18 protein-coding genes and 1 riboswitch are annotated in these 20,143 nt (G+C 54.8%); all 18 genes read left to right on the top strand.

Translation table 11 applies throughout. From position 1 onward, the window contains the following. Positions 1 to 7: 7 nt before the first annotated feature. The 18 genes from aroC (at position 8) to J2S70_RS00180 (ending at position 20,140) form a co-directional block, all read left to right on the top strand. Positions 8 to 1,222, top strand: a complete 1,215-nt coding sequence (gene aroC, locus J2S70_RS00095; protein ID WP_307681722.1) for a chorismate synthase — start codon at positions 8 to 10, stop codon at positions 1,220 to 1,222. Continuing rightward, the gene (gene aroB, locus J2S70_RS00100; protein ID WP_307681723.1) at positions 1,222 to 2,787 is read left to right on the top strand and encodes a 3-dehydroquinate synthase; all 1,566 of its coding nucleotides are present in this window, start codon (positions 1,222 to 1,224) and stop codon (positions 2,785 to 2,787) included. The genes aroC and aroB overlap by 1 nt, the downstream gene beginning before the upstream one ends. Next, on the top strand, positions 2,784 to 3,338 hold the full coding sequence (locus J2S70_RS00105) for a shikimate kinase (protein WP_307681724.1): 555 nt from the start codon (positions 2,784 to 2,786) through the stop codon (positions 3,336 to 3,338). Before aroB ends, J2S70_RS00105 begins: the two co-directional genes overlap by 4 nt. Before the next feature lie 64 nt (positions 3,339 to 3,402). After that, positions 3,403 to 5,271, top strand: coding sequence for a heavy metal translocating P-type ATPase (locus J2S70_RS00110; protein WP_307681725.1), 1,869 nt, complete (start codon positions 3,403 to 3,405; stop codon positions 5,269 to 5,271). A gap of 94 nt (positions 5,272 to 5,365) precedes the next feature. Beyond that, positions 5,366 to 5,923: an elongation factor P gene (efp, locus tag J2S70_RS00115; protein WP_307681726.1), complete on the top strand. Its 558-nt coding sequence runs from the start codon at positions 5,366 to 5,368 to the stop codon at positions 5,921 to 5,923. Then, positions 5,923 to 6,423 (top strand): transcription antitermination protein NusB, encoded by a 501-nt coding sequence (locus J2S70_RS00120; protein WP_307681727.1) that lies wholly within the window; start codon positions 5,923 to 5,925, stop codon positions 6,421 to 6,423. Before efp ends, J2S70_RS00120 begins: the two co-directional genes overlap by 1 nt. A gap of 64 nt (positions 6,424 to 6,487) precedes the next feature. Then, on the top strand, positions 6,488 to 6,886 hold the full coding sequence (locus tag J2S70_RS00125) for a carbamoyl-phosphate synthase domain-containing protein (RefSeq protein ID WP_307681728.1): 399 nt from the start codon (positions 6,488 to 6,490) through the stop codon (positions 6,884 to 6,886). Then, entirely contained in the window at positions 6,886 to 10,155 is a 3,270-nt protein-coding gene (carB, locus tag J2S70_RS00130) for a carbamoyl-phosphate synthase large subunit (RefSeq protein ID WP_307681729.1), read from the top strand. Before J2S70_RS00125 ends, carB begins: the two co-directional genes overlap by 1 nt. A 172-nt stretch (positions 10,156 to 10,327) precedes the next feature. Then, on the top strand, positions 10,328 to 10,639 hold the full coding sequence (gene mihF, locus J2S70_RS00135; protein WP_307681730.1) for an integration host factor, actinobacterial type: 312 nt from the start codon (positions 10,328 to 10,330) through the stop codon (positions 10,637 to 10,639). Between the two features lie 67 nt (positions 10,640 to 10,706). Beyond that, positions 10,707 to 11,261, top strand: a complete 555-nt coding sequence (gmk, locus tag J2S70_RS00140) for a guanylate kinase (RefSeq protein WP_307681731.1) — start codon at positions 10,707 to 10,709, stop codon at positions 11,259 to 11,261. Between the two features lie 52 nt (positions 11,262 to 11,313). Beyond that, positions 11,314 to 11,580 (top strand): DNA-directed RNA polymerase subunit omega, encoded by a 267-nt coding sequence (gene rpoZ, locus J2S70_RS00145; protein WP_307681732.1) that lies wholly within the window; start codon positions 11,314 to 11,316, stop codon positions 11,578 to 11,580. A gap of 7 nt (positions 11,581 to 11,587) precedes the next feature. Continuing rightward, positions 11,588 to 12,844: a bifunctional phosphopantothenoylcysteine decarboxylase/phosphopantothenate--cysteine ligase CoaBC gene (gene coaBC, locus J2S70_RS00150; RefSeq protein ID WP_307681733.1), complete on the top strand. Its 1,257-nt coding sequence runs from the start codon at positions 11,588 to 11,590 to the stop codon at positions 12,842 to 12,844. Then, positions 12,845 to 14,032 carry a methionine adenosyltransferase gene (gene metK / locus J2S70_RS00155; RefSeq protein WP_307681734.1) on the top strand — a complete coding sequence of 396 codons (1,188 nt, stop codon included), beginning with the start codon at positions 12,845 to 12,847 and terminating at the stop codon, positions 14,030 to 14,032. A gap of 31 nt (positions 14,033 to 14,063) precedes the next feature. Next, positions 14,064 to 16,142: a primosomal protein N' family DNA-binding protein gene (locus J2S70_RS00160; RefSeq protein WP_307681735.1), complete on the top strand. Its 2,079-nt coding sequence runs from the start codon at positions 14,064 to 14,066 to the stop codon at positions 16,140 to 16,142. Between the two features lie 35 nt (positions 16,143 to 16,177). Then, positions 16,178 to 17,101, top strand: coding sequence for a methionyl-tRNA formyltransferase (gene fmt, locus J2S70_RS00165; protein ID WP_307681736.1), 924 nt, complete (start codon positions 16,178 to 16,180; stop codon positions 17,099 to 17,101). Beyond that, a complete protein-coding gene (locus J2S70_RS00170) occupies positions 17,094 to 18,500 on the top strand; it encodes a transcription antitermination factor NusB (RefSeq protein ID WP_307681737.1) in 1,407 nt (468 codons plus the stop codon). The genes fmt and J2S70_RS00170 overlap by 8 nt, the downstream gene beginning before the upstream one ends. Before the next feature lie 9 nt (positions 18,501 to 18,509). Next, positions 18,510 to 19,166 carry a ribulose-phosphate 3-epimerase gene (gene rpe, locus J2S70_RS00175; RefSeq protein WP_307681738.1) on the top strand — a complete coding sequence of 219 codons (657 nt, stop codon included), beginning with the start codon at positions 18,510 to 18,512 and terminating at the stop codon, positions 19,164 to 19,166. 21 nt (positions 19,167 to 19,187) lie between these two features. Continuing rightward, positions 19,188 to 19,309: riboswitch (FMN riboswitch) on the top strand. A gap of 81 nt (positions 19,310 to 19,390) precedes the next feature. Continuing rightward, positions 19,391 to 20,140 (top strand): ABC transporter permease, encoded by a 750-nt coding sequence (locus J2S70_RS00180; RefSeq protein ID WP_307681739.1) that lies wholly within the window; start codon positions 19,391 to 19,393, stop codon positions 20,138 to 20,140. Positions 20,141 to 20,143 lie beyond the last annotated feature (3 nt).

The raw sequence follows: 20,143 nt of genomic DNA on the forward strand, positions 1-20,143 counted from the left end.
TGGGGGCATGATTCGGTGGAGTACAGCAGGAGAATCGCACGGGCGAGCGCTGATTGCGCTCTTTGAGGGAATGCCCGCAGGTGTGGAGATCACAACCGATGATCTGCGGCACGCGCTATGGCGCCGCCGTCTCGGTTACGGCAGAGGTGCCAGGCAAAAATTCGAACAGGATAAGTTGGCGGTACTGTCCGGAATTCGTCACGGTCTTACGCTTGGTTCTCCGATTGCTATCGAAATCGGTAACTCTGAGTGGTCCAAATGGGAAGTGGTTATGAGCACAGATCCAGTTCCCGATGAAGCGCTCTTGATCGATGCGGGAACCGGCGATGAACGTGAAGTTTCCAGGAATAAGCCACTTACGCGCCCACGTCCGGGCCATGCAGACTTGGTTGGGATGAACAAGTATGGTTTCGATTCTGCGCGTCAGGTTCTTGAACGCGCTTCGGCGCGTGAAACTGCTGCGCGGGTGGCCGTGGGCGAGCTCGCAAAGCAGCTGTTACGTCAAGCCGCCGGAATCGAGATCGTTTCCCAGGTGGTTGAAGTCGGCTCAGTTTCGGCACCGCCCGACATACCTCTGGCAAAGCCCGATCAAGCCGAAGCTCTTGACCAGTGCGATGTTCGTCAGCTTGATTCGGCCCTTGCTAACCAGTTCCGCGCCGAGGTGGACGCCGCTAAAGCGGATGCTGACACGCTGGGTGGCGTTGTGGAAGTTGTAGCTTGGAACGTACCGCAGGGGCTTGGCACGTACGTGCGTGGCTCTGACAGACTCGATGCTCGTCTTGCCTGCGCACTTATGTCGATCCAAGCTGTCAAGGGTGTTGAGATTGGCGATGGCTTCGAAACTGCCCGCCGAAGGGGGAGTGTGGCGCACGACGAAATCTTGCGCGATGGGGCCGGCATCAAGCGCCAGACCAACCGAGCTGGGGGAATCGAGGGCGGAATGTCCAACGGCGAACCCGTTGTTGCGCGGGTGGCCTATAAGCCGATTTCCACAGTGCCGCGTGCTCTTCGCACGATCGATACCGAGACAGGCGAAGAGACGACGGCGCTTCACCAGCGGTCAGACACAACAGCTGTTGTCCCAGGAGCTGTCATTGCCGAAGCGATGATGGCACTAGTTCTAGCCGAGGCGCTGGTCGAAAAGTTTGGGGGCGATTCCCTCACAGAAATTCGTCGCAATCTTCGAAGCTGGTGGGAATCCCTACCCGAGGTGCGCAAATAATGGCGCCACGCGCGATATTTATTGGGATGCCGGGGGCTGGCAAATCGACTGTGGGGCGCCGAGTGGCACGCCATCTGGGCCTTGATTTTCGAGACTCGGATGATCTCATCGTAGAGCGCGAAGGCAAGAGCGTCGAGGAAATTTTTCAAGCTGCTGGGGAGTCTGGTTTTCGCGAGTTCGAAGCGGATGCTATCGAATGGGCGATTGCGAAATTTGACGGCGTTCTCGCGCTCGGTGGTGGGGCTGTTCTTCATCAGCGCACTCGTGAACTGCTCGCGGACCAGCACGTTATTTTGATCGAAGCCACCGATGAAGAACTCATTGAGAGGGTCACTCGTTCACGCACCATACGTCCGTTGTTGAAAAACCACCCGCATGCTGGTATCCAGCGCCTACGGCGGGAACGTTCGACGATTTATCACAGGGTAGCAAGCTACGTTGTACTTTCGGATGCGCGCCCCGTAGCGCGCGTAGTTAATGAAGTGGTGGACCATTTGAATAATCCCTATAGCCGCGTTGAGGTAGGCGGAAACGTGCCCTATGACGTCGTTATCGGCTATGACCTAGCTAGTGAAGTGGTCAGGCTGGCCTGTACGAAAGCGGCAAGCCTCGTGGTCTTTAGCGAGGATGTGCGCCAGTACGCTGAGCCGATCATTACCGAGCTGAAAATAGCCGATTTGCCTGTCTCTACATTCGTGGTTCCTTCCGGTGAAGAGTCTAAGACGTCCGCCGTGATCGTTGATGGTTGGCGTGCGGCGGGCAATGCTGGTATCGGGCGCGACGGCGTCGTTATAGCGGTCGGCGGCGGTGCGACGACGGATATGGCCGGCTTTCTTGCCGCTACCTGGTTGCGCGGAGTGTCTGTCATCCACGTACCGACAACGTTGCTGGCTATGGTTGATGCCGCCGTGGGCGGAAAGACTGGAATTAATTCCGCTCACGGTAAGAACATGGTCGGCTCTTTCCATCCGCCGTTGGGCGTATTCGCTGATCTGACCACTCTTACAACCCTCGATCCTGAGGAGATCCGGGCAGGTATGGGTGAGGTCGCAAAATGTGGTTTTATTGCTGATCCCGAAATCACTCGCATAATTTTAGAATCTGAAGATCCGTTACAGGCGGATAAACTTTTTGAACTAATTGAGCGTTCCGTGCGGGTGAAATCGGCGATCGTCTCCTCGGATTTGCGCGAATCAGGGCAGCGAGAATTCCTCAACTACGGGCACACTTTAGCCCACGCTATCGAACTGAGTTCGAACTACTCCATTCGCCATGGTGAGGCGGTAGCGATAGGCTGCGTATTCGCTGCCGAACTAGCTGAGATCGCTAATATTGCGCCTGCGGGGCTCGCTGATCAGCATCGTGAAGTACTTGGGCGGTTAGGCCTACCAAGGCAATACTCAGGTGTTGAACGTGAGGATTTGATTGACATTATGAGATCTGACAAGAAAGTACGCGATGGCAAGTTACGCTTCGTTGTCCTGCGAGATCTGTGCGAACCTGAGATTTTCTTGGCACCCACACCCGCTCAGCTTGATTCGGCCTTTGCAGGTGTTGGCCTGTGACTGCAATTATCCTTATCGGTGCTCCAGGTACGGGGAAAAGCGCTATTGTTGCCGAACTCGCACAGCGTGGATGGAATGCGGCAGATGTCGATTCGGTTATTGCCGCCCGCCACGGAATGAGCCTCAACGATTTTTACGTACTCATCGATCAAAACGTACGCAACGATTCGATTCGTGCGGAACTACACGCATTTTTCGATGACATTGAGTCCGAACCCGAGCACCTGTGGGCACTCGCAATTCCATCAGACGGGCTGGGAGTTGCGCTCGACGACGACTTTGCTGACATTCGTGAGAGGCTAAAACGCCTACCCGACGCGGCCATCGTCAACCTTAGTGCCGATCTATCAACGTTAGTTACCCGCAACGGGCTGATTGGACCTCGTTCTGCAACCATGGTGATGCCGCGTAAGGAGTTCCGGCTCATGCTCGCGGATCGCAAGCCTGTATATGACGAAGTGGCGACGCATGAATATGATACAACGAACAAGAGTGTAAGCGAGAGTGCTGAGGCAATTATTTCTCTTGTTCTGCCTGATATTTCAAGGTGATTTCAGCTCGTAGGGGAGCCTATCCTTCGTTGTCATAACGTTTACCGCCGAATATGGTGAACGCATGAAACGCATTCAGGACTTTCTTTCGAAATACCCGCTAGTAGCGCTGGTTGCTCTAAGCGCTGTCTTCGGAGTCCTTCTGGAGTTGTGCACAGATGGGCGCTGGGCGCAGTTGCTCGTGTCTGGTGTTGCCGGATTCATTGCTCTCCTGCAGTTTAAGGACATGGTGAACACGCTCCGAGATGGCAGCTTCGGCATCGATATCCTCGCAGTGACTGCGATTGCTTCAACTATTGCAGTCGGCGAATACTGGGCTGCACTCGTCGTGTGTCTCATGCTTACCGGCGGCGAAGCTTTAGAAGAATATGCGGAAAACCGGGCCGGCGCCGAACTGACGGCACTTTTAGAAGGTGCTCCGACGGTTGCGTATCTACAAACCGAGGCGGGCCTGAAGGAAATTGATATCGACGACGTCGAGGTCGGCGATCGTCTGGTTGTGCGTCCCCATGAAACCATTCCAGTTGACGGTACGCTCCTATCCTCTTCAGCGCTCATCGATGAAAGCCAACTGACGGGCGAATCATTACCGGTTGAGCACCACGAGGGTGAGTCACTCATGTCGGGGGCTCTCAACGGCAACACAACAATCTCGATCCGAGCACAAGCAACGGCTGAAGATTCCCAATACCAGAGGATCGTTTCTTTAGTAACCGAGGCCCGTGAATCGAAGGCGCCGTTTGTGCGCCTTGCCGACCGGGTAGCTATTCCGTTCACTTTGGTCGCATTCCTTATTGCGGGTTCAGCCTGGGCTCTTTCGGGTGATGCGATGCGTTTCGCGCAGGTCCTCGTCGTCGCCACACCCTGCCCGCTCATTATCGCCGCGCCTGTCGCATTTATGGCCGGAATGTCTCGCGCCGCTCGTTCGGGTTTAATCGTCAAGAACGCGGGAACTATCGAGCAAATTTCGAAGGTGAAATCTGTGGCATTCGATAAAACCGGAACACTCACCAGGGGAGAACCTGAAATTCACGTGGTCGACTCGCGAATGCCGGAATCTGACATACTCCGGCTAGCCGCCAGCGCCGAACTGTATTCGTCCCATCCTCTTGGCCAGGCAATCGTTTCTGCCGCCAGCAATGATATTCCCGAACCGGAGCGTGCACGCGATATCCCGGCACAAGGAGTTGAAGCGGTCGTGGACGGTCAGCAAGTCAAGGTAGGCAAATACGGATTCGTCACCGGTTCCAACGAGTCAGATCCGCACGTTACTGAGCCGGGCCGATCTTCGATCTACATCAGTATTGACGGCGAACTTATGGGGCGCTTGGAGATGTCCGATCCCATCCGGGAGGAAACACCCGCCTCGCTTCAGGCGCTTCACGAAATTGACATTAGAAACACCGTGATGCTCACCGGCGATGCGAAAGGCACGGCAAAAACCGTGGCAAATGTGCTTGGAATAGACTCGGTGCACGCAGGTCTGTTGCCCGAAGATAAGGTCGACGCAATCGGGCGGGTTCAGCCCGGCCCTGTCATGATGGTGGGCGACGGTGTTAATGACGCCCCCGTACTTGCCGCATCCGATGTGGGTGTGGCAATGGGAGCTCGTGGCGCCGCAGCGGCAGTGGAATCGGCGGATGTGGTGATCATGCTGGACGATCTCACTCGCATTCCACGCCTTGTTTTAGTCGGCCAACGAACCATGCGCATCGCCTGGCAAGCAATCGCTATCGGGGTTGGGTTTTCGGTTATCCTCATGTTGATCGGGGCGAGTGGCATCATGCCCGCTTTCGTTGGGGCGTGGATGCAAGAACTTGTTGATCTTGCTTGTATTCTTTGGGCTTTGCGCGCGGCGCGGCCCTCGAAACAGGAGCTGGAGCTCGGTGCGCGTATCCATCAACCTCAAGTACGCGAACTTACCAGCGTGTAGCTCCTCATAGTGAGGCGATGGGAGTTTGTGCCAACTTCGCGCTATCCTTATGTTGAATCGCCGTAGTTAGCGGCTTAGCAAAGATTGGATGAATGTGGCAACGACGAACGATCTCAAGAATGGCATGGTTTTAAAGCTCGACAACCAGCTGTGGCAAGTTGTCGAATTTCAACACGTTAAGCCTGGAAAAGGCCCGGCTTTCGTGCGAACGAAGCTACGTAACGTTCTGTCTGGAAAAAATGTTGACAAGACGATGAACGCCGGCGTCAAAGTGGAAACTGCCACGGTGGACCGTAGAGACATGCAATTTTTATACAACGACGGCCAAGACTTCGTGTTCATGGACTTGGAAACCTACGAACAGCTATACGTAACAGCTGAGACTATGGGAGATGCGAAGAATTTCCTCCTTGAAAACGAGAATGCTGTTGTTGCTATGCACGACGGCCAAGTCTTATTCGTTGAACTTCCAGCTTCCGTTGTTTTAGAAATTACGTTTACTGAACCTGGCCTGCAAGGCGATCGGTCAAACGCGGGTACGAAACCTGCCACCCTCGAAACGGGTTACGAAATCCAGGTGCCACTGTTTATAGATCAGGGCACCAAGATTAAAGTTGATACCCGCTCCGGCGAGTACCTTGGCCGGGCCTAATGACACAGGCAGCCAACCAGCGTAAGAATCCGAAGCGAAAAGGGCGTTCACTCCAGCGGCAAAAGGCCTTGGATGTACTGTTCGAGGCGGATGCGCGCGATACCGATCTGAGTACCCTGCTCGAAGAGCGCAAGGTAGTTTCAACAAATAAGGTTCCTATCGGCGAATACGGAAGCACGATCGTGTCCACGTACGCCGATTCGGCAGCTGATGTTGATTCCATGATTGAGGCGGCATCGCCAGATTGGTCGCTCGAGCGCATGAGTACGGTGGATCGTAATCTTTTGCGGATGGGCGCAACAGAAATCATGTTCCTTGATGTGGACGTACCCGTCGTCGTTTCCGAAATTAAGTCTTTGGCTCGCGAGCTGTCATCTGATGCGTCGGTCGGCTTCACCATGGGCGTGCTTAATCGCGTCGGTGAAATCCGTCAGGCAGAAACTGCTGGCTTGAGTGCAGAAATCACGTCCATTCCGACTAAGCCAGTGAGCGAAGAGTAAAACACTGCAGGGGCGCTAGCCTAGAACGGGTAGTTTTGGTTCCGGCACATGGAAGGAGCGGGCTATGAGCACTCGGGCAAGGATCGTTTGTGAAGATGGAAGAATTTTCACCGGCGAATCTTTCGGCGCGCGCGGTACGATCACGGGCCACCTTATCGTCGAAACGAGTGCCACAGCTTACGAGCAGTCTCTGGTTGACCGGACAAACGACGGCGCAATTGCACTGTTGGCGACGCCCCATGTGGGAAATACCGGCATGAACTTAGAACGAACGGGATTGCGCGTTGCGGGCATCATTGCGCGCGACCCGGTTCCGCGTTCGTCCTCAATTCACGCACACACCGAGCTTGAGGCGCAGATGGTTAAGGACGGCGTCGTAGGCATTCGGGACGTCGATACTCGGGCGTTGATTCGGCACGCACGCGGCCAGAAGCTGACTGTCACGATCGAAAGCGAGTTGTAATGCCGCGTAGAACTGACATTGAATCCGTACTCGTTATTGGTTCGGGCCCGATAGTTATTGGCCAGGCCTGCGAATTTGACTATTCGGGTACCCAGGCGTGCCGTGTGCTCAAAGAAGAAGGCTTCCGCGTCATTCTCGTTAATTCGAACCCTGCGACCATCATGACCGATCCCGATCTGGCTGATGCAACATACGTCGAGCCCATCACGCCGGAGGTGGTGACCAGCATAATTGAACGTGAGCGACCTAATGCTGTGCTCGCCACCCTAGGCGGGCAAACCGCGTTAAACACCGCCATGGTTCTTGCCGAGAATGGCACATTCGATAAGTACGAGGTCGAATTGCTTGGAGCGGATGCGGATGCTATCCGCAGGGGAGAGGACCGCCAAGCCTTCAAGGAAGTCGTGGAGGCGTGCGGGGGAGAGTCAGCAAGGTCGCATATCGCACATAGCCTCAAGGAATGCTTGCAGGCTGCCGACGATCTTGGATACCCGCTCGTCGTCAGGCCTTCGTTCACGATGGGTGGGCTTGGCTCGGGACTCGCGCACAACGCCGAAGAGCTGACGCGTATAGTTGGGGGAGGGTTGCACCATTCTCATACCGCCGAGGTACTTCTCGAAGAGTCAATACTTGGCTGGAAAGAAATCGAGCTTGAAGTTATTCGCGATGCCAACGATACAGCCATTTGTGTATGCGCGATCGAAAATTTTGATCCGGTAGGAGTACATACCGGTGACTCGATCACGATGGCCCCAGCACTCACGTTGACAGACGAAGAATTCCGAGCAATTCGCGAACTGGGAATTGAGATTGTCCGGGAGGTCGGACTTGCCGCTGGTGGATGCAATATTCAGATGGCAATCGAACCTGGAACAAGCCGCGTCGTCGTTATTGAAATGAATCCGCGCGTGTCGCGTTCTTCTGCTCTAGCTTCTAAGGCTACGGGAGTGCCGATCGCAAAGGTGACAACCAAGCTCGCAGTGGGCTACACCCTTGACGAGATCACCAATGACATGACTGGGCAGCCGCTGTCCGTATCCGATCCCGTCATTGATTATGTGGCCGTCAAGGTTCCGCGGTTTACCTTCGAAAAGTTTCCTGCCGCAGACGATACTTTGACGACGACGATGAAGTCGGTTGGCGAAGCCATGGGTCTTGGCAGGAATTTCACCGAGGCGTTGCAGAAGGCCATGCGATCGATCGACAAAAAGGGATCGACGTTTCATTGGGACGGCACGCCCGACGTCGAAGCGCTACTTTCGTCGATAGCGCGGCCGACTCAAGATAGGATTATCGAGGTCCAACAGGCGCTTTGCGGCGGCGCGAGCGTTGAACAGATCCATAAGATCACCGCGATTGATCGGCTGTTCTTGGACCAGATCGCACTCATTAACGATGTTGCACACGAAATTGCGTCCGCCAAAGCGCTTAGCAAAGAAGTTTTAGCTCAAGCCAAGCGTCATGGCTTTTCAGATCAGCAAATCGGCCAATTGCGGGGTATTGGTGAAGCCGCAGTGCGTGAGGTGAGGTGGGCTTATAGCCTACACCCGGTATATAAAAAGGTGGATACGTGCGCGGGCGAGTATGAATCCAAAATTCCGTACATGTACTCGAGTTACGATCACGAAACGGAGGTAATCCCGCGTGATAAACCTGCCGTGATGATCTTGGGGTCTGGCCCCAATCGGATTGGGCAGGGGCTTGAGTTTGACTATTCGTGCGTCCAAGCAACGTTTGCATTGCGTAACGAATACGAAACAATCATGGTGAATTGTAATCCGGAGACCGTATCTACCGATTTCGATATCTCTGACCGGCTTTACTTTGAACCGCTCACGCTTGAGGATGTGCTTGAGATATATCGGGCGGAGTGCCAAGCTGGCCCGATCGCAGGCGTTATCGTTCAACTCGGTGGGCAAACCCCGCTATCTCTAGCGCGTGATTTAGAAGACGCCGGGCTGCCAATCGTCGGAACATCGCCACGAGCAATCGACCTTGCGGAAGACCGTGCTCTTTTTGGTGCGCTACTCGAAAACTCTGGCTTAATTGCCCCCGAATTTGGCACGGCAATGAATGATTCACAGGCGCTCGACGTCGCTGAGGGTATTGGGTATCCAGTTCTGGTTCGCCCGTCTTATGTGCTCGGCGGACGAGGCATGCAAATCGTGTATTCGCGAGAAGAAATGCAGGATTATCTTGATCGCCGCGAGTCGGAAAAGACAGATGCTACACGAATAGCATCCCCGCTACTAATTGATCGCTTCCTTGACGACGCTGTCGAAATAGACGTGGACGCGCTATACGACGGCCACGAGCTATTTCTCGGGGGAGTTATGCAGCACATTGAGGAGGCCGGCATCCATTCGGGAGACTCCGCCTGCGTGCTTCCGCCGCTGACTATCTCACAATCGATGATCGCAAAGATATATGCGGCGACCGAGGCGATTGCTCGCGGTATTGGCGTGGTTGGCTTGCTCAACATCCAGTATGCGATCAGATCGGGAATTCTGTACGTAATCGAGGCTAATCCACGTGCGTCACGCACCGTGCCGTTCGTTTCAAAAGCAGCCGGGGTGGCGTTAGCTCCGGCCGCAACGCGCATCATGATGGGGCAAACCATCGCTGAGCTCAAAGATGTAGGTGCCCTGCCCGAGCAAGACGCACGATTTTTGGATCAAGACGGGCCTGTCTCGGTGAAGGAGGCGGTCTTACCTTTCAAACGCTTCGTAACGCGCAGCGGCCAGGTTGTGGACACTGTTCTTGGCCCAGAAATGCGGTCTACCGGAGAGGTGATGGGGATTGATTCCACTTTCCCCTTGGCTTTTGCAAAGTCGCAGTCTGGTGCCTACGGAGGGTTGCCTACTCAAGGCAGTGTCTTCATTTCAGTCTCGGATGCCGATAAGGCTGGAATGATCTTTCCCGTCTCTCAGCTAGTGGACATGGGCTTTAAGATTTATGCTACAGCGGGCACGGCGCGCGTACTTGGACGATATGGAATTGACTCCACGCCCGTGGATAAAATTTCAGAAAATCACGAGCATAATGTTGTTTCCCTGATAACTTCGGGAAACATCGACATCGTCGTTAATACGCCCAACAGTAAAGGTAGTAGAGCAGATGGATATGCGATTCGTGCGGCGACCACCGCAGCGGATCTACCGATAATGACGACGATCGCGGAGTTCGCCGCTGCTGTCCAAGCAATTAAGGATCAACGTGACCAAGATTTCAGCGTAAAAACTCTTCAGGAACACAATCTCCAAATATGAAATCCGTTGCATCTAACATCCCGCGTGTCGCACGTTCGTGCACTTGCGTCGCTGTGACCAGTGTAAATATCGCTCCATAATTTCTTCGCGAAGAATCGGCATCTAACTGCGGAATTTCGCATGTTCGCACGCTATATTAGCGTCTAACAGAGTCGAGCCTGAGGAGAGCATTATGGCTTTACCAACATTAACTCCACAAGAGCGCAAAGCCGCGCTAGAAAAAGCAGCTGCTGCGCGCAAGCAGCGCGCTGCGATCAAAGAAGATCTCAAAGAAGGGCGAAAAAAGTTATCCGAAGTTCTTGAACTTGCCAAGAACGATCCTGTCATTGCCAAGCTCAAAGTTACGGCACTTTTGCAGTCAATGCCCGGGGTTGGTCCAGCTAAGAGCGCATCTATCATGGAAAAAGCGAAAATTTCGCCATCCCGCAGGATCGGTGGGCTTGGCAAACATCAAGCGCAGCGCCTGATTGATATTTTCGGCTAATCTCGCTGCAATATGTTCGCTACGGTGCCGTTTGGCTAGCTGTCAATGATTCTGGCACGATAGGGCCATGGCAAAAGCTTTTGTGTTAACAGGTCCCACTGCCGTAGGCAAGGGCACGGTCATAGCTGAAATTGTTCGTTCACGGCCAGATATCTGGTTCTCTGTTTCTGCCACAACTCGCAAGCCGAGGCCTGGCGAGGTAGATGGAGTAAACTACTTTTTTCTTTCCGAGGAGAAATTCGATGAATTAGTACGTGGTGGCCAGATGCTTGAATGGGCCCTTGTCCACGGTTTAGCAAAATATGGCACGCCCAGGGAACCTGTTGAACAGGCCCTTTCGCAGGGGCACACCGTTCTGTTGGAAGTGGATCTGGCCGGAGCTCGGCAGATTCGTGAGTCCCTCCCACACGCGCAACAGATCTTTCTAGCCCCGCCTTCATGGGCTGATCTTGAAAGACGACTACACGGGCGTGGCACTGAAACTGAAGGGGAGCAAAAGCGCCGTCTAGAAACGGCAAAGGTCGAGATGGCCGCCGAATCTGAGTTCGATCACGTCGTCGTCAACGTGACAGTGGCACAAGCCACCGCGGATCTACTTAAGATCATTGACCAAACACAGTAGGATTAAAGGCTGATGCCTGGGCTATCCGAGGCGACATCGTGGAGAGGGAAAAATGTTCGGAACAACTCCAAATCCAGAGGGGATTACATCACCAGCGATCGATGAATTGCTGGAAAAGGTTGATTCCAAGTACACGCTGGCCGTATTCAGTGCAGCGCGTGCTCGCCAGATTAATTCGTATCGTCAAGAGATGAAGTCGGGCGACCAAAATATCACCAATATTGGCCCACTGGTACCTGCAACTCCCGAGGATAAGCCGCTGTCGGTAGCACTCGAAGAGATTGCTGAAGACAAGCTCTCGATGTCCCTTGAAGACTAACTCCTCGGTGATCTCCCAAGCGGGAGACGACCGAGTTTCTGAAAATCCGATGCCGCGCGTACTTTTGGGAGTCACGGGCGGCATCGCCGCCTACAAGGTACCTGCGGTTATCCGCGGTTTGCGTGCACGTGGGATCGACGTCGTCGTCGTTCCTACACCCGAAGCACTAAAGTTCGTTGGAAAAACGACGTGGGAAGCGATCTCGGGACACCCGGTTCATGTGCATACCACCGAGGGGGCCGAGGAGGTCGTTCACGTACGTACCGGCCAAGATGTTGATCTGGTGCTGATTGCTCCTGCTACGGCGAACACGATAGCTAAAGTGGCAGCAGGCATTGCTGACAACCTGTTGACGGCCTCGGTGTTGATGGCAACTGGGCCAGTCCTCATGGCCCCGGCGATGCACACCGAAATGTGGAATAACGCGGCGACGCAAGCAAATGTCGATACGTTGGGTGAGCGCGGTGTCGAATTTATTGGCCCTGAATCGGGTCAATTGACGGGCACCGATAGCGGATTGGGCCGGATGAGCGAGCCTGAAGCTATTGTTGAGGCCGTCCTGCGCCGGCTGGCTAACGATCGTGTGGGTGCTTCGGATCTGGCCGGAACTCGGATGGTGATCAGTGCCGGTGGCACCCGTGAACCGATTGATCCAGTACGTTATATTGCCAATCGATCAACCGGGCGAATGGGCATCGCACTGGCCAATGAAGCCGCCCGGCGGGGCGCGGAGGTCCATCTTGTCGCGGCTAACATTGACGATTCCGTTATGTCCCTTTTAGCGCAAGATGTTCATATAATCCCGGTTATTACCGTGCTCGAGCTCCAAGACGTTATGGAAGAGATGTCTGGCAAAGCGGACGTCCTTGTGATGAGTGCAGCGGTATCCGATTTTCGAGTAGACGCGAGCGCGCAGAATAAAATTAAACGTGGCGCAGATCTCACACTGAAACTCATTGAAAATCCGGACATCTTGGCCGGGTTGGCACGCGCTAGACGCAGCAAGCAAACTATCGTCGGATTTGCTGCCGAGACAGGTGATGAGACGGCTGACTATCTCGAACACGGCCGACAAAAGGCCCGCCGCAAAGGAGCCGATCTCTTGGTGATTAACCAGGTGGGCGCACAATCCGGCTTTGGTAATGTTGACACGGCTGTAACGATTGTCGACGGCGCTGGCTCGACGCTAGCTGAAACTACAGGAAGCAAGGCCGACGTGGCCGTTGCAATCATCGACGCGATCAAGGAATTTAGGACTAGTTAAGTGACACTTCAGCCTTTCACCTCCGAGTCTGTAACTGAGGGACATCCCGATAAGGTTGCCGACCGTATTTCTGACTCAATTCTCGATGCAATGCTGGAACAGGATCCGAAAGCTCGCGTAGCGATCGAATCTCTTGTGACCACCGGGCTCGTTTTCGTGACCGGCGAGGTTACGACAAGCGCGTACGTCGAAATTCCAGAAGTTATTCGGGAAGCCGTCAAGGATATCGGTTATACCTCTTCACAGATTGGTTTTGATGCTGATTCTTGCGGGATCATGGTGGCCATCGACCAGCAGTCTCCCGATATCGCCGGGGGAGTCAACGAATCTTATGAGGCTCGCACCGCCTCCGAAGTAGACGCTTACGATCTGCAAGGCGCGGGCGATCAAGGCATCATGTTTGGGTATGCAACCAACGAGACTACCGACCTGATGCCGCTACCAATCCATCTATCGCATCGCCTTGCCGAGCGTCTTACGCACGTGCGTAAATCCGGAATTGTTCCGGGGCTTCGACCCGATGGAAAAACTCAGGTGACGATCGACTACGGTGAGAGCGGTCCAGTTGGCGTTAACACGGTTATCGTTTCGACCCAGCATGACGACGACGTGAGTGCGGCTTGGTTGGAGCGTGCAATTCGCGAGCACGTGATTGATCCCGTGCTAGCTAAGGAAACCGACCTGAATTGCGCCGATCTGTCTGTTTTAGTTAATCCATCAGGACGTTTTATTCTCGGTGGCCCGCGTGCCGATGCTGGCTTGACCGGACGAAAGATCATTGTAGATACCTATGGAGGTATGGCTCGCCACGGCGGTGGCGCGTTTTCGGGTAAAGACCCTTCAAAGGTGGATAGGTCAGCCGCCTATGCTGCCCGTTGGGTTGCAAAGAACGTCGTCGCCGCCGGTTTGGCTGATCGGTGCGAAGTTCAACTGGCGTATGCGATCGGTAAGGCTCAACCGGTCTCCATTCGGCTTGACACCTTTGGAACCGAAAAACACGAACTCGCGGCTCTTGAGTCAGCTGTGGATAAAGTTTTTGACTTGCGGCCGGCAGCGATAATTTCCGAGCTTGACCTGCTTCGTCCTATCTATTCGGCCACGTCCGCCTACGGTCACTTTGGCCGTACAGACGAGGATTTCACCTGGGAACGCACTAACAAGGTCGAGGACCTGCGAGCAATGGTCTAGGCGTGACCCTCACTCGTGATTGAATACGTGCATGAGTGAAAGCGATGGGCTGTTTAATCTGCCGGATTACGGATTCCAGGAGGAACTACTCTCCTTGGATCCTGTAGCGCGCGATATAGAATCCGGCGTTGAGCTTCCAGTAGCTCGAGTTCTGCCAGATATCCCGCAACCTCATATGGACAGGTTCTTCGACTACGAAATTCCACAAAAAATGGCTAACGCTGAGGTTGGTGCGCGCGTGGTGGTGGACATCGGTTCGCGTAGAGTCGACGGCTTCATAGTTGAGCGCTCCACGTCCACTAACTATCACAGGCTTCGGCCCATTCACAGACTCGTCTCTTCGATAGGTGTGCTAACACCCGAGGTGCTTCAGTTGTGCAGATCTGTAGCCAGCCGGCAGGCCAGTCCCGTTTCAACGGCCGTGCGCCTGGCGGTTCCGCAGCGCCACGCACGGGCCGAAAAAGAATTTCTTAAATTGCCGAAAAGTACGGCACATCCGATCGTCAATCAGCCAGATAGTGCGTGGAATAGGTACATTGGGGGAGCGGAATTCGTCTCTCAGTATGCCTCCGGAAAGCGGCCAAGTGCTGCTGTTCAGCTCCTAGCCGGCGATAGGTTGCAAGATCTGCTGCCATTTTTGGTCACTACGGTTCGGCATGCCGAGCAGAGTATTATCGTGGTCTTACCAACGTCTGCGCGGGCCCGGAAGCTTCAGAGTTTGCTGGAAGCCAGCGTCGGCGAGCCCGTGGCCCTGATGGTCTCCGAAGATGATCACGCGACACGGTATCTAACATTTCTTGAGGTACTCGCGGGCCGAATTCGGATTGTGGTTGGAACCCGTTCGGCGGTTTGGGCGCCCGTGAAAAATCCCGGCCTCTTGGTGATTATTGATGATCAGCATTCAGCTTTTGCCGAGCCGCGTGCTCCCTATATACATGCGCGCGAAGTTCTCACCATTCGCGCGCACCAAACGGGTGCCGGATTCCTTGCCTTTAACTACGGCCCCTCCGCCCATGTGGGGCAGTTGACGAGAGCCGGTTTTACCAGATGGATCACGCCCGCAGCGAGCGAGCTTCGCAACGGGGTTGCGCAGACTCTGTCTGTCAATGATTTTCGTGCGGAAGGCGTCGATTTGGCGCGGATGCCATCACCTGTTTTCAAGGTCACGCGATCGGGTCTCGAGCGCGGCCCCGTGCTGTTCGTGGTTCCGCAGGCAGGATATGTTCCATTGCTTGCCTGCCAAAATTGCAGGGAGATCGCAAGGTGCGTGCAGTGCACGGCCACTCTGGCCATAACACAACCTGATTCGCCCCCGGTTTGCACACGCTGTTCCCTCGTCCATAGAAATTTTAGCTGCAGTCAATGTCGCGGCACTCGTCTACGTGCCATTCGCATAGGCTCGCAGCGCACCGCACAGGAGATTGGCCGCGCATTCAGAGGCGAAACTCTTCACATCGCCGGCGTGGGGCAGGCCCGGTCGACGCTCGATGATTCACGCCGGATAGTAGTTTCCACTCCCGGCGTCATTCCCACTGTTGAAGGTGGCTACGCGTCCGGCATCATTCTCGATGCCGGTTACCTGCTGCGATCGTCTCGGCTTGAAGCCGAAGTGTATTTCCTTCGCACCATCGCCCATACCGCTGGGCACATTAGAGCCAGAGCAAATGGTGGAAAGTTGCTTGTCGTCGGTGACGTTCCAGGTGAGCTTATCGCTCCCATCCAGTCTTGGAATTTTGCAGATTGGGTAGATAACTTACTCGAAGACCGTTGCAATATCGGCTTGCCACCAACTGCTGTGTGGGTGGAAATCAAAGGTCCCGAATCTTCCCTTCGCGAGTTTCTCGGAGTCCTGCGCACTTCCGCGCACGAACATGGCTTCGAAGCTACTGAAGATTCCGTCGATGCACTATTCCTTGGTGGGGCCCATGATGTGATTCCAGGCATGGCTGTACTGGGGCCAAATCCGGCTGGTGAACAAGTGGTTGCCTACGTGCGTTTTGCTGAAAAAGACCGGCAGGAAAAAACTGCGCTTATCTATAGCGCCTATCGCGCCGCCTCGGCCCACCGCATAGCTGTGGGCCTGCGAATCGTGGTTGATCCACCACTGTAGTTCTGAGGACCCGGCCAACCTTATATGATGGGTCAGTGCGTATTTTATTTGCTGGAACTCCAAATGTCGCTGTGCCCGCGCTAGAGGCCCTTGTCCGTGACCACAAAGTGGTCGGTGTTTTGACGAGGGCGCCCGCGCCGGTGGGGCGCAAGCGGGTGATCACCAAGAGCGCTATCCACGAGCGCGCACTCGCACTAGAAATACCGGTGATGACGCCGTCGTCGTTAAAAGACGCCGTAATTCAAGAAGAAATCGCTTCTTATGAGCCCGATGCTGTCGCCGTCGTGGCATACGGAATGCTGGTACCGAAAGAACTCCTCACCGTACCGAGATTCGGTTGGATCAATTTGCACTTTTCGTGTCTACCGCGTTGGCGCGGGGCAGCACCCGTTCAATATGCGATTGCGGCGGGGGATACCCAAACCGGTACGGCTGTCTTTCAGATTCAGGAGGGGCTCGATACTGGGCCCGTCTTCGACATTGCGAAGCGAGAACTGACCGCGGCGGATACAGCCGGCGATCTACTTGAGGAGCTAGCCAAAAGCGGCGCAAAGCAGCTTTCGCGCGTGCTGAGCGCTATCGAAGTTGGCGAGGCGAAATCAATGCCACAGGAGGGTGAGCCAACTTTTGCTCCCCGTCTCACGTCAAAAGATGCACGAATGATCTGGTCCCAACCAGCCGAACAGATTTCCGCCCAAAGTCGCGGATGGTGGCCGGCACCTGGGGCGTGGACTGAACTGGGCACAACGCGTGTCAAACTTGGCCCGGTTGCCGCTACGAGCATCGACGGACTTGCACCCGGTGAGATTCGCGCCGGTGAATCAGTTCTCGTTGGAACGTCAACGACGGCCGTAGAACTCAGCAGCGTAGCGCAGGCAGGTAAGCCGTGGATGTGCGCGAGCGACTGGGCACGCGGGCTCGTTGACAAGGCTTTTGAGATAGGAGGTGGCGATGAATAACCGCCCCAAAAACTGGCGCCCTGGAAGACATACATCTGATCCGGCTCGATCTGTTTGTTTTGACGTGCTCATGGATGTCGAAGTCGATGGTGCCTACGCGAATATCGCTCTGCCGCGGGCAATACGTGCGGCACGGCTGAATCGCCAGGACGCTGCCTACGCGACCAACCTCACGTACGGTACGCTTCGAATGCAAGGCAGGTGGGACGCACTTCTTGCCCACTGTATGGATAGGCAAGACATTGATCCAGAGGTTCGTGTTTTGCTCCGCATGGGTGCCCATCAGCTACTCGATATGAACACCCCGCCACATGCGGCAATTCATGAAACGGTTATGCTCGCACGTAATAAGATTGGTTCGGGAGCATCGGGCTTTACGAATGCGGTCTTGCGCCGCGTGTCTGAACGATCCTTGAAGCAGTGGCAGGACCAATTGAAAGACGATCACGGCAAGGTGAACTCCGTGGGTTTCCTATCGGATTGGTTTTCTCACCCCCGGTGGATCGTTCGTGCGCTATCAGAGTCCCTTCGTGCACACGGACGTTCACACAAAGATCTCATCTCCGTTTTGCGGGCACATAATGAGCCCGCGGCTGTTGCCCTCGTGGCTAGAAAGATTTCGGTCAGCAAGTTGCGCGCCGATATTGAACGCGGGCGGATGACCAGCCAGCCCGGCTACCTAGTTGACAGTGCGGTGCTTCTTCAAGGAGGTGATCCCGGGCGGGTCTTCGCTGTCAAAGATCGTCTCGCAGGCGTCCAGGATGAAGGCTCTCAATTAGTTGCGCGTACCTTTGCCGCTGCGCCGATAGCCGGCCCGGATCGGGCTTGGTTGGACATGTGTGCCGGCCCGGGCGGAAAGACGGCGACACTCGCAGCGTTCAATCCCAATGTGACGATATTTGCCAACGAGGTTCACGAACACCGGCTTGACCTCGTTGCGGACTCGGTTGAACCTTGGGCCGATCGAGTTAATCTGCGCTTGGGAGACGGGCGCGACATTGGCCTTGAAGAGCCGGAACGTTATGATCGAGTGCTCATTGATGCGCCATGTACCGGAATTGGAGCGCTTCGGCGCCGGCCTGAGGCCCGGTGGAACAAAGAAGCCTCCGATGCTCTAGATTTGGTCAAACTTCAACTTTCCCTGCTTGAATCAGGTTGGCAAGCGCTAAGGAGCGGCGGTGTGCTCGGATATGCCACATGTTCGCCATACCTAGCCGAAACAACACAGGTGGTGGACACATTCCTCATGGGAAGGCCCGATGCCGAGGTCCTAAATGCAAATGCGATCGCATCCGGCGAATCGACACGAGAGTTTACTAACGACGGCAATTACCTACAACTATGGCCAGACGAGCACAAGTCGGATGCAATGTACTTGGCCCTGATAAAGAAGCGATAGGCTCAAGGTATGCGTATTAATCCATCAATATTAAATTGCGATTTTTCTGACCTCAAAGGTGAGCTCCACAAAATCCGCAACGCCGACTGGGCGCATGTGGATGTCATGGATAACCATTTCGTTCCCAATCTGACGATGGGACTACCAATTGTTGAAGCGATTATTGAGGTGAGTGAAATTCCGATTGATACTCACCTCATGATTGAGGACCCGGACCGGTGGGCGCCGCAGTATGCGGAAGCTGGCGCCAAATCCGTTACTTTCCATGCCGAGGCTGCCGCTGCTCCGCTTCGATTAGCTAGGGAACTTCGGAGCATGGGCGTCCGAGCTGGCCTAGGGCTCAAGCCGGCAACACCGATCGAACCCTATCTAGATATTCTTGACGAGTTCGACATGATTTTGATTATGACGGTAGAACCGGGCTTTGGTGGGCAGTCCTTTATCCACTCGATGATGCCCAAAGTCAGCCGCACACGCGAAGCGATCGACAAGCACGGATTAGATGTGTGGGTGCAGGTTGATGGGGGAGTCTCGCGCGATACCATCGAGATTGCCGCCGATGCGGGTGCTGACACTTTCGTCGCCGGATCTGCGGTATATAAGGCTGAAGATGCTTACGCGGAAGTTGACCACCTACGTTCTTTAGTCCTTGGTCATACACACTGAAAAAGATTTGCGCCTATACTGTAGATGCTTCGGGGTCAGTGGAAATCTGAACCGGCGGTAAAAGTCCGCGACCCGGCTACAGGCCGGCTGATGAGGTGGAATTCCTCAACCGACGGTAAAAGTCCGGATGGAAGAAGCAGGGCAGGCTCATTGCCATGAAAAGTGGTATCTTGGCCGTCCCGTCCTAGCCCCGAAGCTTGGGGAGAGGATGAATGAAACCGAAGATGACATGGATTGCCCCGGTCTTGTTTGGGGCAGTCATCTTCCTCGCATGGATCGTTGCCACCGAAACGGGCATTGTTGGAAGTTGGGCGCTACCAACACCCGCGCACGTCTATGACAGGATTGCATCAGGAATCAGTGATGGCTATCTTCTGCGCGCAACAGTCCAAACATTGTATGAGGCACTCGCAGGCTGTCTCTTCGCCGCAGCAATGGGAATTCCACTCGGGTTTGCTATCGCGCACTTGAAAACTTTGGCCGCGACGATCCAGCCCTATTTGGCAGCTTCGCAAGCGATACCGGCAGTTGCCATCGCACCGCTGCTCGTCATCTGGGTGGGGTACGGCACGTCTGCCATTGTGGCACTGTGTACGATCATGGTGATATTCCCAATCGTCATCAACACGACAGTCGGCGTGCGAGCGATAGATCCAGAGATCATCGGAGCCGCGCAAATTGACGGGGCGAACGGGCTCTCCATGCTCGTTCACGTGAAGTTACCTCTTGCCGCACCAAATATCTTGGCAGGATTACGCAACGGTTTTACCCTCTCAATTACCGGAGCGGTCGTGGGTGAGATGGTCATTGGCGGTCAAACTGGACTGGGCATTATCCTCACCGGCGCCCAAGCACTGAATGACCTGCCTGGAATGTTCGCCGCGATCATCATTCTGGCACTCGCAGCGATAGCGATATATGCCACGATTCTCTCGTTAGAAAACCGCGTTTATGCCGCTGTTTCGGAAAGATAGACG

The sequence above is a fragment of the Trueperella bonasi genome (assembly GCF_030811535.1).
Classification (GTDB): domain Bacteria; phylum Actinomycetota; class Actinomycetes; order Actinomycetales; family Actinomycetaceae; genus Trueperella; species Trueperella bonasi.

Bases quoted from the DNA above. Each gene is read 5' to 3' on its own strand.
- aroC (WP_307681722.1), top strand. From the start codon at position 8: ATGATTCGGTGGAGTACAGCAGGAGAATCGCACGGGCGAGCGCTGATT.
- aroB (WP_307681723.1), top strand. From the start codon at position 1,222: ATGGCGCCACGCGCGATATTTATTGGGATGCCGGGGGCTGGCAAATCG.
- J2S70_RS00110 (WP_307681725.1), top strand. From the start codon at position 3,403: ATGAAACGCATTCAGGACTTTCTTTCGAAATACCCGCTAGTAGCGCTG.
- J2S70_RS00120 (WP_307681727.1), top strand. From the start codon at position 5,923: ATGACACAGGCAGCCAACCAGCGTAAGAATCCGAAGCGAAAAGGGCGT.
- J2S70_RS00125 (WP_307681728.1), top strand. From the start codon at position 6,488: ATGAGCACTCGGGCAAGGATCGTTTGTGAAGATGGAAGAATTTTCACC.
- carB (WP_307681729.1), top strand. From the start codon at position 6,886: ATGCCGCGTAGAACTGACATTGAATCCGTACTCGTTATTGGTTCGGGC.
- mihF (WP_307681730.1), top strand. From the start codon at position 10,328: ATGGCTTTACCAACATTAACTCCACAAGAGCGCAAAGCCGCGCTAGAA.
- gmk (WP_307681731.1), top strand. From the start codon at position 10,707: ATGGCAAAAGCTTTTGTGTTAACAGGTCCCACTGCCGTAGGCAAGGGC.
- rpoZ (WP_307681732.1), top strand. From the start codon at position 11,314: ATGTTCGGAACAACTCCAAATCCAGAGGGGATTACATCACCAGCGATC.
- J2S70_RS00160 (WP_307681735.1), top strand. From the start codon at position 14,064: ATGAGTGAAAGCGATGGGCTGTTTAATCTGCCGGATTACGGATTCCAG.
- J2S70_RS00170 (WP_307681737.1), top strand. From the start codon at position 17,094: ATGAATAACCGCCCCAAAAACTGGCGCCCTGGAAGACATACATCTGAT.
- rpe (WP_307681738.1), top strand. From the start codon at position 18,510: ATGCGTATTAATCCATCAATATTAAATTGCGATTTTTCTGACCTCAAA.
- J2S70_RS00180 (WP_307681739.1), top strand. From the start codon at position 19,391: ATGACATGGATTGCCCCGGTCTTGTTTGGGGCAGTCATCTTCCTCGCA.